At 63.0% G+C, this 14,171-nt stretch carries 16 protein-coding genes and 1 pseudogene; 8 read left to right on the top strand and 9 right to left on the bottom strand.

The annotated features are described in order from the left end of the window. Window positions 1-171 precede the first annotated feature (171 nt). On the top strand, window positions 172-930 hold the full coding sequence (locus FJ946_RS23870) for a rhomboid family intramembrane serine protease (protein WP_140522115.1): 759 nt from the start codon (window positions 172-174) through the stop codon (window positions 928-930). Between the two features lie 87 nt (window positions 931-1,017). Beyond that, entirely contained in the window at window positions 1,018-1,449 is a 432-nt protein-coding gene (locus FJ946_RS23865; RefSeq protein ID WP_140493682.1) for a CBS domain-containing protein, read from the top strand. 45 nt (window positions 1,450-1,494) lie between these two features. Here the strand turns inward: FJ946_RS23865 and FJ946_RS23860 are convergent, their stop codons facing one another. Continuing rightward, window positions 1,495-1,752: a YjhX family toxin gene (locus FJ946_RS23860; RefSeq protein ID WP_140564632.1), complete on the bottom strand. Its 258-nt coding sequence runs from the start codon at window positions 1,750-1,752 to the stop codon at window positions 1,495-1,497. A 279-nt stretch (window positions 1,753-2,031) separates the two neighbouring features. Between FJ946_RS23860 and gatB the strand changes: the two genes are divergently transcribed. Together gatB and FJ946_RS23845 are read left to right on the top strand one after the other, a co-directional pair. Beyond that, window positions 2,032-3,531, top strand: coding sequence for an Asp-tRNA(Asn)/Glu-tRNA(Gln) amidotransferase subunit GatB (gatB, locus tag FJ946_RS23850; RefSeq protein WP_140493678.1), 1,500 nt, complete (start codon window positions 2,032-2,034; stop codon window positions 3,529-3,531). A gap of 4 nt (window positions 3,532-3,535) precedes the next feature. Next, a complete protein-coding gene (locus tag FJ946_RS23845) occupies window positions 3,536-4,030 on the top strand; it encodes a GNAT family N-acetyltransferase (RefSeq protein WP_140564630.1) in 495 nt (164 codons plus the stop codon). A gap of 57 nt (window positions 4,031-4,087) precedes the next feature. Here the strand turns inward: FJ946_RS23845 and panC are convergent, their stop codons facing one another. Then, entirely contained in the window at window positions 4,088-4,939 is an 852-nt protein-coding gene (panC, locus tag FJ946_RS23840) for a pantoate--beta-alanine ligase (protein ID WP_140558685.1), read from the bottom strand. Further along, window positions 4,936-5,778 carry a 3-methyl-2-oxobutanoate hydroxymethyltransferase gene (panB, locus tag FJ946_RS23835; protein ID WP_140564629.1) on the bottom strand — a complete coding sequence of 281 codons (843 nt, stop codon included), beginning with the start codon at window positions 5,776-5,778 and terminating at the stop codon, window positions 4,936-4,938. The genes panC and panB overlap by 4 nt, the downstream gene beginning before the upstream one ends. A gap of 232 nt (window positions 5,779-6,010) precedes the next feature. Here panB and FJ946_RS23830 point away from each other — a divergent pair, with 232 nt between their 5' ends. The 3 genes and pseudogenes from FJ946_RS23830 (at window position 6,011) to FJ946_RS23820 (ending at window position 7,539) form a co-directional block, all read left to right on the top strand. Further along, window positions 6,011-6,409: an NADH:ubiquinone oxidoreductase subunit NDUFA12 gene (locus tag FJ946_RS23830; RefSeq protein ID WP_140493670.1), complete on the top strand. Its 399-nt coding sequence runs from the start codon at window positions 6,011-6,013 to the stop codon at window positions 6,407-6,409. A 116-nt stretch (window positions 6,410-6,525) separates the two neighbouring features. After that, entirely contained in the window at window positions 6,526-7,083 is a 558-nt protein-coding gene (locus FJ946_RS23825) for a DUF2155 domain-containing protein (RefSeq protein ID WP_140564627.1), read from the top strand. A 73-nt stretch (window positions 7,084-7,156) separates the two neighbouring features. After that, window positions 7,157-7,539 (top strand): annotated as a pseudogene (locus FJ946_RS23820) (hypothetical protein). 12 nt (window positions 7,540-7,551) lie between these two features. Here the strand turns inward: FJ946_RS23820 and aat are convergent. The 6 genes from aat to FJ946_RS23790 all read right to left on the bottom strand — a co-directional run bounded on the left by aat (window position 7,552) and on the right by FJ946_RS23790 (window position 12,876). Further along, a complete protein-coding gene (gene aat, locus FJ946_RS23815; protein WP_140517639.1) occupies window positions 7,552-8,169 on the bottom strand; it encodes a leucyl/phenylalanyl-tRNA--protein transferase in 618 nt (205 codons plus the stop codon). Window positions 8,170-8,196: 27 nt separating this feature from the next. After that, window positions 8,197-9,540, bottom strand: coding sequence for an acetyl-CoA carboxylase biotin carboxylase subunit (accC, locus tag FJ946_RS23810; protein ID WP_140564625.1), 1,344 nt, complete (start codon window positions 9,538-9,540; stop codon window positions 8,197-8,199). A gap of 10 nt (window positions 9,541-9,550) precedes the next feature. Beyond that, window positions 9,551-10,012 carry an acetyl-CoA carboxylase biotin carboxyl carrier protein gene (gene accB / locus FJ946_RS23805; RefSeq protein WP_140493661.1) on the bottom strand — a complete coding sequence of 154 codons (462 nt, stop codon included), beginning with the start codon at window positions 10,010-10,012 and terminating at the stop codon, window positions 9,551-9,553. Between the two features lie 26 nt (window positions 10,013-10,038). Beyond that, window positions 10,039-10,473: a type II 3-dehydroquinate dehydratase gene (gene aroQ, locus FJ946_RS23800; protein WP_140493659.1), complete on the bottom strand. Its 435-nt coding sequence runs from the start codon at window positions 10,471-10,473 to the stop codon at window positions 10,039-10,041. 145 nt (window positions 10,474-10,618) lie between these two features. Beyond that, the gene (locus FJ946_RS23795; RefSeq protein WP_140558690.1) at window positions 10,619-11,422 is read right to left on the bottom strand and encodes a DsbA family protein; all 804 of its coding nucleotides are present in this window, start codon (window positions 11,420-11,422) and stop codon (window positions 10,619-10,621) included. Window positions 11,423-11,484: 62 nt separating this feature from the next. After that, window positions 11,485-12,876 (bottom strand): M48 family metalloprotease, encoded by a 1,392-nt coding sequence (locus FJ946_RS23790; RefSeq protein ID WP_140564624.1) that lies wholly within the window; start codon window positions 12,874-12,876, stop codon window positions 11,485-11,487. 146 nt (window positions 12,877-13,022) lie between these two features. Between FJ946_RS23790 and FJ946_RS23785 the strand changes: the two genes are divergently transcribed. After that, the gene (locus tag FJ946_RS23785; protein WP_140517636.1) at window positions 13,023-14,171 is read left to right on the top strand and encodes an aminotransferase class I/II-fold pyridoxal phosphate-dependent enzyme; all 1,149 of its coding nucleotides are present in this window, start codon (window positions 13,023-13,025) and stop codon (window positions 14,169-14,171) included.

The following is a 14,171-nucleotide window of genomic DNA, read 5'->3' as shown; positions in this document are numbered from 1 at the left end:
AGTCAAGAGTTCGGGGGAACAGGGGACTCGACAGCCGTTCAAGGGAAACCTTGGACGGCTTTCTTTTGATTCGGCACTTTTGATTCGCGCTCGGCGATTCGCCCTTTGTGGTCCGGCGGGCAGTGGTCTAGATGCTCGCAACGACGAATCCTGGACCGAGTGCTAGTGCGCATGAGTGAACCTGTAAGCCCACCGGAAATAGAACAGGCGGATCGCGAGCCCGAGCCGCGTCGCGAGCCGATCTTCAACCTGCCGCCGATCGTGCTGGCGGTGATCGCCATTTGCGTGGCCATCTACCTGTTGCAGCAATACGTGCTGAGTGATGCTCAGCAAATGACACTGCTTTACGATGGGGCCTTCATCCCTGTCCTCTACACCGGCCAATACGGCTTCGACTGGTTCCTGTTCACGCGGCCCTTCACCTATGCCTTCATGCATGGTGGATTTGCGCATATCGCCATCAATATGGTCTGGCTCGCTGCCTTTGGCTCGCCGTTGGCCAATCGGCTCGGAGCGTTCTGGTTCGCGTTGTTCTTCGCCGCGACGGGACTGGCTTCAGTGGCGCTTTTCTGGGCCATGCATCCATATGGCGAAGCGCCGCTGGTCGGGGCTTCCGGTGCGATATCGGGCATGATGGGAGCGGCGGCACGCTTTGGCTTCCGTACGGATCGTTCGGCGGGCAAAGCCGCTTTCGCCGGCCCCGTGCTGCCGATCGCAATGGTGCTGCGCTCGCGTGGCGTGATGATCTTCCTTGCCGTTTGGATGATGATCAATCTTGTCACCGGCCTTGTCGGCTTCGCCCCCGGCGTCGACAGCCAGATCGCCTGGGAGGCTCATATTGGCGGCTTTGTCGCCGGCTTCTTCGGCTTGCGCTGGTTCGACAGGCGTTGGCAGCCGCTCGATTGGGAGACGACCGACCACCGCACTTGAAATGCAACCGATCGCGGCGCACGATGTTCACTCTTACGTGAAAGCCGGTCAGGGCAGGAACCGGTTGGCAAAGTAGAGGAGGACGCCATGACGGTTAAGGCCATTCTCGAGCAAAAAGGCCACGACGTGTTGACGCTCGGGCCGAACGAAAAACTGAGCGAAGCCATCCGCATCCTTGCCGAACACAGGATCGGGGCGTTGGTCATCACCAATGGAGACCGCAAGATCGTCGGCATCCTGTCCGAGCGCGACATCGTGCGCGTCGTCGCCAGGGAAGGCGCTGCCGCGCTCGACATAGCCGTTCGTTCCGCGATGACGCCGAAAGTAAAGATCTGCAACGAGAATCACACCGTCAACGAGGTGATGGAGATCATGACCCGGGGCCGCTTCCGCCATCTTCCGGTGGAAAAGGACGGCATGCTCGACGGCATCGTTTCGATCGGCGACGTGGTCAAGCGTCGTATCGAGGATGTCGAGCGCGAGGCTGAGGAAATCCGCGCCTATATTGCTACCGCCTGAGCGGCAAGCAACCGCCGGCCGCGCAAACGGCCGGCGGGCGATAGGCTACCTGTTGTCGAGTTCGGAGCGGACGAGTTGGAGCCCGCGCCGCGTGATGCGGTAGGGGCCGCCGACCGACGACGAAACCGCCTTCTTGCGCTTCAGCTTCCGAAACAGGTCGAGATCGACGCCGGGGTAGTGCCAGCCGTCGCGGGTCAGGCATTTGACGGACGCGATCCGCTTCTTCTCACTTTTTTCGATCTCGATGCGTCCGCCCTGCGCGAGCAGGTGCAGAACGCGTTGTTCAATACGCGAAATATCCATGGGAGAGTTTCCGGGAAAACAACAAAAGCCGCCGCCGCGAAGCTTCGCGGCACGGGGTTTCAGGTTTTCTGCCCTGCCTCGCTGCGAGGTCAGGGCCTTACCGGGACTGAGCGTAAGTGGACATCCACTCTCCATTGGGATGGATGGCCTATAGGCGAAAGCGGCGGAAAAGGCCAGCGAGCGGCTTTACGCTTGTCTCGCGAGGCGGTTTGCACTAGCGAAGTTGCAAATCAGGATGTGCAAAACGCACGTTTCCATCGTTCTACTACGCAGGCCACCATGAGCATCATCGATACCCGCACGCCCGACGCGAAACGCCTGATCCCCGGCGCCACCGGCGACTGGGAAATCATCATCGGGCTCGAGGTCCATGCGCAGGTGACATCGGAAGCAAAGCTGTTTTCCGGCGCTTCGACGTCGTTCGGTGCCGCCCCTAACGCCAATGTCAGCCTGGTCGATGCCGCAATGCCCGGCATGCTGCCCGTCATCAACGAGGAATGCGTCAAGCAGGCGATCCGGACCGGCCTCGGGCTGAAGGCGCAGATCAACCACAAGTCCGTCTTCGACCGGAAGAACTACTTCTACCCGGACCTGCCGCAGGGCTACCAGATCTCGCAGTTCAAGCAGCCGATCGTCGGCGAGGGCACGGTGATCGTCTCCGTAGGGCCCGACCGCCAGGGCGAGTTCGAGGACATCGAGGTCGGCATCGAGCGCCTGCATCTGGAGCAGGATGCCGGCAAATCGATGCACGACCAGCATCCGACCATGTCCTATGTCGATCTCAACCGCTCCGGCGTGGCGCTGATGGAAATCGTGTCGAAACCGGACATGCGTTCGGCCGACGAAGCCAAGGCCTATGTTACCAAGCTGCGCACCATCGTTCGCTATCTCGGCACCTGCGACGGCAACATGGACGAAGGCTCCATGCGCGCCGACGTCAATGTTTCGGTGCGCCGGCCGGGCGGCGAATTCGGCACGCGCTGCGAGATCAAGAACGTCAATTCGATCCGCTTCATCGGCCAGGCGATCGATTTCGAGGCGCGCCGGCAGATCGCCATCATCGAGGATGGCGGCACGATCGACCAGGAAACGCGGCTGTTCGACGCCGTCAAGGGCGAAACCCGTTCGATGCGCACCAAGGAAGAGGCGCACGACTACCGCTATTTTCCCGATCCCGATCTGTTGCCGCTGGAGTTCGACCAGGCCTATGTCGAAGCGCTGGCCAAGGAGTTGCCGGAACTGCCCGACGACAAGAAGGCGCGATTGATCTCCTCGCTCGGCCTCTCGACTTACGATGCTTCGATCCTGGTGTCGGAAAAGCCGATCGCCGACTATTTCGAGAAGGTGGCCGCCGGCCGCGACGGCAAGCTCGCGGCCAATTGGGTCATCAACGACCTGCTCGGACAATTGAACAAAGCTGGCAAGGACATTGAAAACGCTCCGGTTTCGCCAGACCAGCTCGGCGCTATCATCGACCTGATCAAGGATGGCACCATCTCCGGCAAGATTGCCAAGGACCTGTTCGAGATCGTCTGGAACGAGGGCGGCGACCCGCGCCAACTGGTCGAGAGCCGCGGCATGAAACAGGTTACCGACACCGGCGCTATCGAAAAAGCGGTGGACGAGGTGATCGCCGCCAACCCGGACAAGGTCGAGCAGGCGCGCGCCAAGCCGACCATGGCCGGCTGGTTCGTCGGCCAGGTGATGAAGGCGACCGGCGGCAAGGCCAACCCGCAGGCCGTCAATGACCTGGTCAAGGCCAAGCTGGGCATCGAGTAACGCCATGTTCGTGCGCACCGCCGGGGATCGCGACCTCGCCGCCATCCGGGCGCTGCTGGTCGAGACCTGGCATGCGACTTACGACGCCATCTACGGCGCCGAACGGGTGACAGAGATCACCGATGCGTGGCATTCGATCGCCTCGCTCGCGGCGCGGCTGGCAAAGCCGAACAGCGAGTTCCTCGTCGCCGACGATGGCCAGCGCATTGGCGGCATGGCATTTGCCGAAGCGGTCGATGGCGGCGGCGTGATCATGCTGAAGCAGCTTTACGTGCAGCCCCGCCTGCAGGGCCGGGGCATCGGCGGCATGCTTCTCGACGAGATCATCGAAAGCTTCCCTGAGGCCCGCGCCATCCGGCTGGAAGTGGAAGAGAAGAACACGCGCGCAATTGCCTTCTACCAGGCGAACGGCTTCGTCCAGACCGGCCGCACCGACAATTGCGGTTCGGCCCAATCCGCTATCCCGGCCCTCGTCTATGAAAGGCCGCTTGCCGCATAGCGGCGGACCTTTTCGGGTGCGCAATCCGGCGGTCGAATTCAGCGGTCGAGCCGCAGCCTAAGTGGTGGAGACGTCCACATTGTCGATCAGCCTGGTCTTGCCCAGCCAGGCGGCGGCGAGCAGGCGGCCCTCGTGCCTGCGGCGCCACGGCGTCAGCGTCCGGCTCTCGCGAGCTTCGACATAATCGATCTTGTGGAAGCCGGCCGCGAGTAGGGCGCGGCTGGCTTCGCCTGTCGCGCCGTTCTGGTCGGCGCCGGCCGCCAGCGCCGCGGCTGCCTTGCGCAGGATCACGTTGAGCCGGCGGGCGATCTGGAGTTCGGCCTCGCCGAGATAGGCGTTACGCGATGACATGGCGAGGCCATGCGCGTCGCGGATCGTCGGCGCGCCGATGATTTCAACGGGCAGGTCGAGGTCGCGGCAGAGCTGCCTGACGACGCACAATTGCTGATAATCCTTTTCGCCAAAGACCGCGACGTCGGGCGACGCCTGCAGGAACAGCTTCGCCACGACGGTGGCGACGCCTTCGAAAAAAGTCGGTCGAAAATCCGATTCGAGCCCGGCGGAGGGACCGCCGACCGAGATTTTGGTGGCAAAGTCGGCAGGATACATCTCACCAACCCCAGGCGTGTAGGCAAGATCGGCTCCGGCCAAAGCCAGATGGTCGAGATCGCGGGCGAGCTGACGTGGATATTTGTCGAGATCCTCGCTCGGCGCGAACTGCGTCGGGTTGACGAAGATCGAGACGATGCAGCGATCGGCTCTTTCAAGCGCGATCCGGATCAGCGACAGGTGCCCTTCGTGCAAGGCGCCCATTGTCGGCACCATGGCGACGCGAAGGCCGTCGCGCCGCCAGTCGCGGATCCGCGCGCGGAGGCCCGCGACCGTGTCGACGACGAGGGGCCGGCTCATCTGTTGTCCTTGCCCAAGGTGGCCGAAAACACATTTTCGGGACCGGGGAATGTCCGGTGTCGTACCTCGCTGGCGTAACGTGCGGCCGCCTGCGAGACCGCGCTGCGCAAATCGGCGTACTCCTTGACGAATTTCGGCACGCGGTCGACGGTGAGCCCGACCATGTCGTCTATGACCAGGATCTGGCCGTCGCAAACGCCGCTGGCGCCGATGCCGATGGTCGGAATGGCGATGCTGTGGGTGATTTCGGCCGCGACCGCTTCGACCGTGCCCTCGATGACCATCGAAAAGGCGCCGGCTTCTTCGACGGCGCGCGCATCGGCAAACAGCGCTGCCGCATTCTCGTCGGTCCGGCCCTTGATCCTGTAGCCGCCATCCTTCTCGACGGATTGCGGCAGCAGGCCGATATGGCCCATGACCGCGATGCCGGCATCGACGACCGCGGCGATCTGCCGGGCCATACCGACGCCGCCCTCGAGTTTCACAGCCTGGCAGCCGGTTTCGCCAACGATACGCCGCGCCGAGGCAACCGCTTGGGCAGCCGAATCCTCATAGCTGCCGGCTGGCATGTCGACGACGACGCAAGCCCTGGCCGAGCCGCGCATCACCGCTTGCCCATGCGCGATCATCATCTCCAGCGAGGCGCCCAGCGTCGTTTTGTGGCCATGCAGGACCATTGCGACGCTGTCGCCGACGAGGAGCAGATCGACATGCTCGTCGAGCAGGCGGGCGATGGGGTAGGTATAGGCGGTGAGACAGACGATCGGCACGTCACGCTTTCGGCGGCGAATGGCGTCGGCACCGATGCGAATGTCGGCGGTCGGCGATTTCCTGGCCAATCGTCACCTCCCTCGGCCAACGGTCGGCCGGATACCCGCACGGGGCGCGCGCGCAGAGCTTTAGAAAGGCTGAGGGTGGTTGGCAAGCACCATACGGCGCCGGCAATGCATCACCGGCTTGTGTCGCCTTACCGGCGCGCCATTTGCGCCCTCTTGGCGGCAAGCCCCTTGCCTTCACGAAGGGCTGACGCCATAAGCAGGAAACGGACGCCATCGGCGCGAGGGTTTGAAGATGAAGACTTTCCTTACGCAGTTTTTCACCTGGTGGAACGGCCAGACGCTTGGCACGCGCCTGCACACCTGGCGGCACGGCAGGAAGGTCGGGCAGGACGAGGTGGGCAACGTCTACTACGAAGGCGGTGTCGATTCCGAAGGACGCACGCGCCGCTGGGTCATCTATCGCGATTATTCCGAGGCTTCTTCTATCCCGCCCGGCTGGCACGGCTGGATTCATCACCGCGTCGACGTCGCGCCGCCGAGCGACGATTACAAGCCGCGCGACTGGCAGAAGCCACATCAACCGAACCTGACCGGCTCGCCCTCAGCCTATCGTCCGAAGGGCTCGGTGCTGACCAACCAGCACCGCCCGCAGGTCACCGGCGACTACGACGCCTGGACGCCCGGATCATAAGCGGGCGTCGGTCCTTTATCGCCACAATTGGTGTCTAGCAGCTTGCTCATCAGAAAACGGCGACTAGCCTTTGTGATAGAGAGAATCACCCGGGCGCTAACCACCGGTATCCCTGCATGAGCATTTTCAGCCTGACATCGATGGGCGCACTGATAGTAGCCGCCGGGCTCACCGTTAGCACCGCGGCACTTGCCGCTTCGCCAACGCCGGCCGCACCCGCGCCGGCGCCGGGATCGGACCGAATCACCAACCCGGTCGCCGAATTCGCCGGCATCGACAAGATCACCGGCCGCATCATCACCTTTGACGTCTATATCGACGAGACGGTGCAGTTCGGTGCTTTGCAGGTGACGCCGCGCGTCTGCTACTCCCGGCCGCAGAACGAGGAGCCGAAGACCGATTCTTTTGTCGAAGTCGACGAGATCACGCTCGACCGCAAGATCCGCCGCATCTTCACTGGCTGGATGTTTGCCGAAAGCCCTGGTCTCAATGCCGTCGAGCATGCCGTCTATGACGTCTGGCTGAAGGCCTGCAAGCAGAAGTCGGATGTGCCAGCGCCCGATTCGGCCAAGACCGATGCGGCCAAGCCCGATACGGCCCAGCCGAATGCCACGGCCGCTCCGGCTGCGGCCGAACCGGAAGCCACGGAACCGCCTACGACCAGCACCAACTGATCCTTCGGAACCGCCCTGAGGGCAACGCGTTGGGCCCTGACGGCCACACGATGCGCGCCGGGAGGATTTTCCGATGTCTGCCAGAAAGCGGATCACCGCCAGCATCAAGGAACTGCTTGAGCTCGAAAAGGGCTTCTGGACAGGCGATTCGGCATTTTTCGCGGCCAATGCCGACACCGAGTGCCTCGTGGCATTTCCGCGGATGGCCCAGACCATGAGCAATGCCGATCTCGCCGAAACCGCCGCCGATCCCAAGCAATGGCGTGATCTCGAGATCGATCTCAAGGGCGTGGTCGACCAGGCAGCGACATCGTCATCCTGGCCTATGAGGCGCATGCCGTGAAGGGCAATGGCGAAGCCTACGCGGCGCTGGTCAGTACCGGCTATGTCCATCGCGTCAACGGCTGGAAGATGATGTTCCATTCGCAGGCTCCGCTGGAAACGAAGGTCCGCTGACGGGCTGGATCATCAGGGGAAAAACACCGCTTCACCCTTCAGCGCGTCGGCCAGCATCTTCTCGTATTTGCCGCGCGGCACGTCGATTGCGCCGAAGCGCTTGAGGTGTTCGGTGGTGAACTGCGTGTCGAGCAGTGCGAAACCGCGCGCCTGCAGGCGTTCGACGAGATGCACAAGGCAGATCTTCGAAGCATCCGTTTCCCGGGAAAACATGCTTTCGCCGAAGAACACCCTCCCCAGGGAGACACCGTAGAGGCCGCCGACCAGCCGCTCCTCGCGCCAGGCCTCGACAGAATGGCAATGGCCGATGCGATGCAACTGCACATAGGCCTCCCGGATCGGCGCGTTGATCCAGGTGGAACGGCGCTCCTCGCGCCTTTCGGCGCAGCCATCGATCGTCGCCTCGAAATCGAAGTCGAAACGGATGTCGAAGAGGTTTCGCCGAAGCGCCTTCTTCAGACTTTTCGGCGTGTGGAAGCGGTCGAGCGGAATGATGCCGCGCGTCTCCGGCCGCACCCAGAACACTTCCGGATCGGCGGCGCTTTCGGCCATCGGGAAGACGCCCGAGGCGTAGGCCTTGAGCAGAAGGTCGGTCGGGATACGATAGCCTGGCGCGTAGGGGCGAGTCATCGCTTCATTATAGCGGCAAGTCCGGGGCTATTCGCCTTTGGCCAGATATTTTTCCAGCCAGTGGATGTCATAGTCGCCATTGGCGATGTCGGCGTTGCCGACGAGGTCGCGAAACAGCGGCAACGTCGTTTTGATTCCGTCGACGACGAATTCGTCCAGTGCCCGGCGCAGCCGCATCATGCATTCGACGCGGTTGCGCCCGTGCACGATCAGCTTGCCGATCAGGCTGTCGTAGTAAGGCGGGATCTTGTACCCTGAATAGACGCCGGAATCGACACGGATGCCAAGGCCGCCTGGCGTGTGGAAATGGGTGATCGTGCCGGGCGAGGGCGTGAAGGTGCGCGGATCCTCTGCATTGATGCGGCACTCGATGGCATGGCCCTGGAAGCGGATGTCTTCCTGCTTGACCGAAAGACCGCCGCCCGAGGCGACACGGATCTGCTCATGCACCAGATCGATGCCAGTGATAGCCTCCGTCACCGGATGCTCTACCTGCAGGCGCGTGTTCATCTCGATGAAATAGAACTCGCCATTCTCGTAGAGGAACTCGATCGTGCCGGCGCCGGAATAGCCGAGGTCGGCGATGGCGTTGGCGCAGATATCGCCGATGCGCGAGCGTTCCTCGGCGTTTAGCGCGGGTGAATTGGCCTCTTCCCAGACTTTCTGGTGGCGGCGCTGCAAGGAGCAGTCGCGCTCGCCGAAATGCACGCCCCGGCCAAAGCCGTCGCCGAACACCTGAACCTCGATATGGCGCGGCTTTTGCAGGTACTTTTCAATATAGACGGCGTCATCGCCGAAGGCCGCGCCCGCTTCCGAGCGGGCCGTCTGCAAGGCGACTTCGAGGTCGGCCTCGGTATGCGCCACTTTCATGCCGCGTCCGCCGCCGCCGGCCGACGCCTTGATGATCACGGGATAGCCGATCTCTGCGGCGATGCGCTTGGCGTCCTTTTCCTCGGTCACCGCACCGTCGGAGCCGGGAACCACCGGAATGCCGAGGCGCTTGGCGGTGCGCTTGGCTTCGATCTTGTCGCCCATGATACGGATATGGTCGCCGGTCGGACCGATAAAGGTAATGTTGTGCGCGGCCAATATGTCGGAAAACTTGGCGTTCTCCGACAGGAAACCGTAGCCGGGATGCACGGCGTCGGCGCCGGTGATCTCGCAGGCGGCGACGATCTGGTGGATATTGAGATAGCTGTCGCGCGATGGCGGTGGCCCGATGCATACGCTCTCGTCGGCGAGCCGAACATGCATGGCGTCGGCGTCGGCGGTCGAATGCACCACCACCGTCTGGATGCCAAGCTCCTTGCAGGCACGCAGCACCCGAAGCGCGATTTCGCCGCGATTGGCGATGAGAATCTTCTGGAACATTAGGGCCGCTCTACTCGATCACGACGAGCGGCATGCCGTATTCGACCGGCTGTGCGTCCTCGAACAGGATCGCCGTCACCGTGCCGGCGCGCGGCGACGGGATCTGGTTCATCGTCTTCATCGCTTCGATGATCAGCAGCGTCTGCCCTTCCTTGACGTTCTGGCCGATCTCGATGAACGGCTTGGCATCCGGCGAGGGCGCCAGGTAGGCGGTGCCGACCATGGGGGAGGCCACGGCGTTTTTCGACACGTCGGCCGCGGCCGGAACGGCTGCGGTGGCAGGTTGGGCCGCTGGCGCCGGCGCAAAGGCCGGCTGCGGCGCGGCTATCGCGTGAACCGCCGGCGCCTGCCGCGATACGCGCACCTTCAGGTCACCCAGCTCGACTTCGATCTCGGTGAGATTGGTGTCGTTCAGTATGCCCGCCAGGTCGCGGATCAGCTGCTGGTCAACACCGGTCTTCTTTATCGACATTTTCGAGCCTTCTGTTTGTTGGCCGGTCATAGGCGTGCGGCCAGCGCCTGAAGCGCCAGCGTGTAGCCGAGCGGCCCAAAGCCACAGATCATGCCGACAGCGACCGGCGCGACCATGGAGACGTGGCGGAATGATTCCCGCGCATGGATATTGGAAAGATGGACCTCGGCGACCGGCAGCGGCGCCACGGAACGAATGGCGTCGTGAATCGCGATCGAGGTGTGGCTATAGGCGCCGGGATTGATGACGATGCCGGCGGCCTTGTCGCCGGCTTCCTGGATCCAGTCGACGAGGTCGCCCTCGTGGTTCGACTGGCGGAAATCGATTTCGAGCCCGAGCGCCGCGCCGGCCTCTCTGCAGTCGTCCGCGATGGTGGCAAGCGTCTTGCCGCCATAGATGCCAGGCTCGCGCTTGCCGAGCGCGTTGAGATTGGGACCGTTCAGGACGAAAACCGTTTTCAAAAAATGCCGACCTTTTCCGGCACCGGCGTCAAACCGGCGCTGGGCCCTCTATAATGGGCATAGACGCCCGCGGAAAGAGCGCAAGTGCGTTCTTTCACTGTCCACAACAGGCGGAAATGCGCCCGTGAAGAAAACCCGCGGCCGATCAAAGCGCGGCTTTCGCCGCCTCGATCTTCTCCGCCAGGACTTCCTGTCCGAGCGCCCCGAACACGACCTCGTTGCCGACGACATAGGACGGCGTTCCGGTGATCGCCAGCTTGTTGGCGAGATCGTAGGTCTTGGAGAAGGCTTCGGTGATGGACGGGTCCTTCATCTTTTCACGCAGCGTCGCTTCGTCGGCGCCGAGCGAAAGCGCGACCTTGATCGCCGCCGCCTCGGTGGCGCGTCCCTGGCCGCCGAGCAGCGCATTGTGGAACTCACCGTACTTCTGCGGCATCATCAGGTGGAAGGCCATCGAGACGACGCTGGCCTTCTGCGAATCCGGGCCGAGGATCGGGAACTCCTTGAGCACGAAACGCAGGTCCGGATCGGCCTTGGTCAGCGCCTGCATGTCTTCGATGGCGCGTTTGCAGAAGCCGCAATTGTAGTCGTAGAACTCGACGATCGTGACCTTGCCTTTCGGGTTTCCGACCACGCCGTCGAAGGAGGAGTTGAAGATCTGCTCCTTGGCGCCCTTGATGACGCCGAGATGGGCAATGCGCTGCTCTTCTTTCTGCTTGGCCTCGAGCGCATCCTGGACTTCCAGCAGCACTTCCGGATTCTTCAGGAGATAATCGCGGATGATGCCTTCGACCTCGGTGCGGTCGATCTTAGTATCGTCCGCTGCCGTCTGAAGCGGTTGCGCCGCACCGGCTTCCGCGATTTGCGGGCTGCCGGCCACGAAACCGAACGCCAGCATGGCAAGGGCTATCGCAACTCCCGTGGTGCCCAGCAGCAGTGCCTTTTTCATCGTTCCGTTCCTTTGCCTGTTTTCCGGCCTGGCTGCGTCGCAGCGCACGGCCGGAAGGTTCACTATACCTTGCCCGACGGCTTGTAGTTTATGATGTCCTGGGCGCGAATCCATCGCGGCTCGCCGCGTTTGAGTTGCTGCTGCGCTCGCATGGCGAAGATCTTCGCATCCTTGTAGTTACCGGAATAGAAATGACCCTCGGCCGTGGCAAGCTCGGCGCCTGGTATGTCTCCCAGTTCGCCATAGGCCTGCGCCAGATAGCGGTATCCCACGGAATTTTCCTTGTCGCGTCGCAAGCCGTTGTTGATCTGCACCACGGCCTTTTTCAGAGCGTCTGGGGTGCCCGTCGCCATCAACGCCTGGCCGAGCGAAACCGGCAGCAATCCGGATCGCGCCTTGTCGAGGCTGACCGCCTTGGCGTAGGCATCGGCAGCTTCCTTGGGCTTGTTCGCCTTCATCAATATATCGCCGCGCAATTCCTGGAAATAGGCGTTGCCGGGCTGGGCCTTGATCAAGGCGTTGGTCTTGGCGAGTGCGGTGGCGATGTTGCCGAAAAGATAGGCCGATTGGGCCTCGCCATACTGCGCGGCAAGGCTGCCCTGCATCTTTCGCATCAGCCGCGACGCGGCGGCCTGGCCTTCCATGTAGACAGCGATCTTCACCCGCATCATGTCGTGGCGCAATTGCAGTGCCGGCGCATCGACCTTGTCGAGATAGGGGCTCTGCTTGACCAGCACTTCGAGGTTGGAGATTCGATCGCGCGGCATTGGATGGCTGATCCGGTAGGGATCGACCTGCGCGCCCGACAGCGACAAGGCCGTCTGGAAACGCTGAAACGTCTTCAGCATGCCCATGCCGGACTGGCCGGTGGCGTTGAGATAGGTGATCGCCGAGCGGTCGGCCGTCATCTCCTCGGTGCGCTGATAGGCGAGAATGCTGCGCTGCGCCATCTCGCCGCCGCCAGCCGCCACGCCCACGCCGGCGCCGGCAAGTCCGCGGCTGTTGGTGGTCGCCCCGGCGACCATGGCGCCAGCGCCCAGCAAGGTTGCGATGATGGCCATCGTCTTGGCGCGCTCGAGCTGGTCACGCAGTTTCTGCTGGTGGCCGCCGGCGATGTGGCCGGCCTCGTGGGCGATGACGCCGATGATCTCGTTGGGCGTTTCGGCTTCCATCAAGGCGCCCGTGTTGATGAACAGCCGGCGTCCGGTGACGAAGGCATTGAAGCTCTGGTCGTTGACCAGGACGATGTCGATGCCGTCATTCGCCAGACCGGCGGCCTTGAAGATCGGGCGGGCGTAGTCGCGCACCAGCGCCTCGATCTCGGCATCGCGCACCACCGGCACGTTCTGGGCGAAGGCGCTGATGGAACCAGACACCGCGACGGCGACGCCAAGCGAAAGCGTCGCAACGACGCGCGCTGCCCGGGCAACTATCGATTTGGGTCGGCTCAACATGACGTGTCCACTGGTAGACGAGCGGGCGAAAGATGAAAAGTCGGCACCGGAAAAACTTCCTCAACTTGTGATCCTCACACCAATCGGGCATTTGTGCGGCGCATGCGCCAGGATGTGGCGCGCTCAATCGTCGGATCGAGGTCAAAATGGTCGTTTCGCTCTCACGCCGTGGCAATGTCGAACCCTTCCACGCCATGGATGTGCTGGCCGAGGCGAACCGGCTGAGAGCGACGGGCGCGCCGGTCATTTCCATGGCCGTCGGCCAGCCGTCCGATCCGGCTCCGGCCCGCGTTCGTGCCGCGGCGGCCAGGGCTTTGCAGGACGGGCGCATTGGCTATACCGATGCGCTGGGCCTGGCTGGATTGCGCAAGGCGATCGCCGAACACTATGGGGATCACTACGGGCTTGATGTCGCGCCCGACCGGATCGCGGTAACCACGGGATCCTCGGCCGCCTTCAATCTCGCCTTCCTGGCAATGTTCGATCCCGGCGACCGCGTCGCCATCGCAGCGCCGGGCTACCCCGCCTATCGCAACATCATGGCGGCGCTCGGCATCGAAGTGATCGAGATAGAGCTCGGCGACGCGGCCTATCTTCATGCCGCTCACCTGGAGACCGCGCATCGCGAAAAACCGCTGAAGGGCGTGCTGTTCGCAAGTCCCGCCAACCCGACCGGCGCGGTCATTCCGGCCGATGATCTCGCGGACCTGGTCCGGACGGCGGAGGCGCTCGGCATTGCCGTCATCTCCGACGAGATCTACCACCGGCTGGCCTATGCGGCGCCCGACACCACGGCACTCGCCTTTGGCACCGGTGTCACGGCGATCAACTCCTTCTCGAAATACTATTGCATGACCGGCTGGCGCATCGGCTGGATGGTGCTGCCGGAAGCGCTGGTGCGGCCCATCGAGCGCATTGCGCAGAGCCTCTACATCTCGCCGCCGGAACTGTCGCAGGTCGCCGCAATCGAGGCCTTTGCCGCTACCGAGGAGCTGGAAGCGGTCAAGGGTCGCTATGCCTGGAACCGCGAGCTCCTGATGACGCGTCTGCCGGAGCTCGGCTTTCCGCTGGCCGCACCGATGGATGGCGCCTTCTATGCCTTTTGCGACGTCACCCGGCACAGCAATGACAGCATGGCTTTCGCCCGCAAGATGCTGGCCGAGGCGCATGTCGCGGCCACGCCCGGCCGTGATTTCGACACCCAGGCCGGGCACCGCACTATGCGTTTCTCCTATGCCGGCAGCCATGACGACATGGTCGAGGCATTGGCGCGCATCGAACGCTGGCTGAGGTAG

The sequence above is a fragment of the Mesorhizobium sp. B2-4-7 genome, from assembly GCF_006442685.1.
Lineage (GTDB): Bacteria > Pseudomonadota > Alphaproteobacteria > Rhizobiales > Rhizobiaceae > Mesorhizobium.
This window is presented reverse-complemented; position numbering and strand designations above follow the sequence as displayed.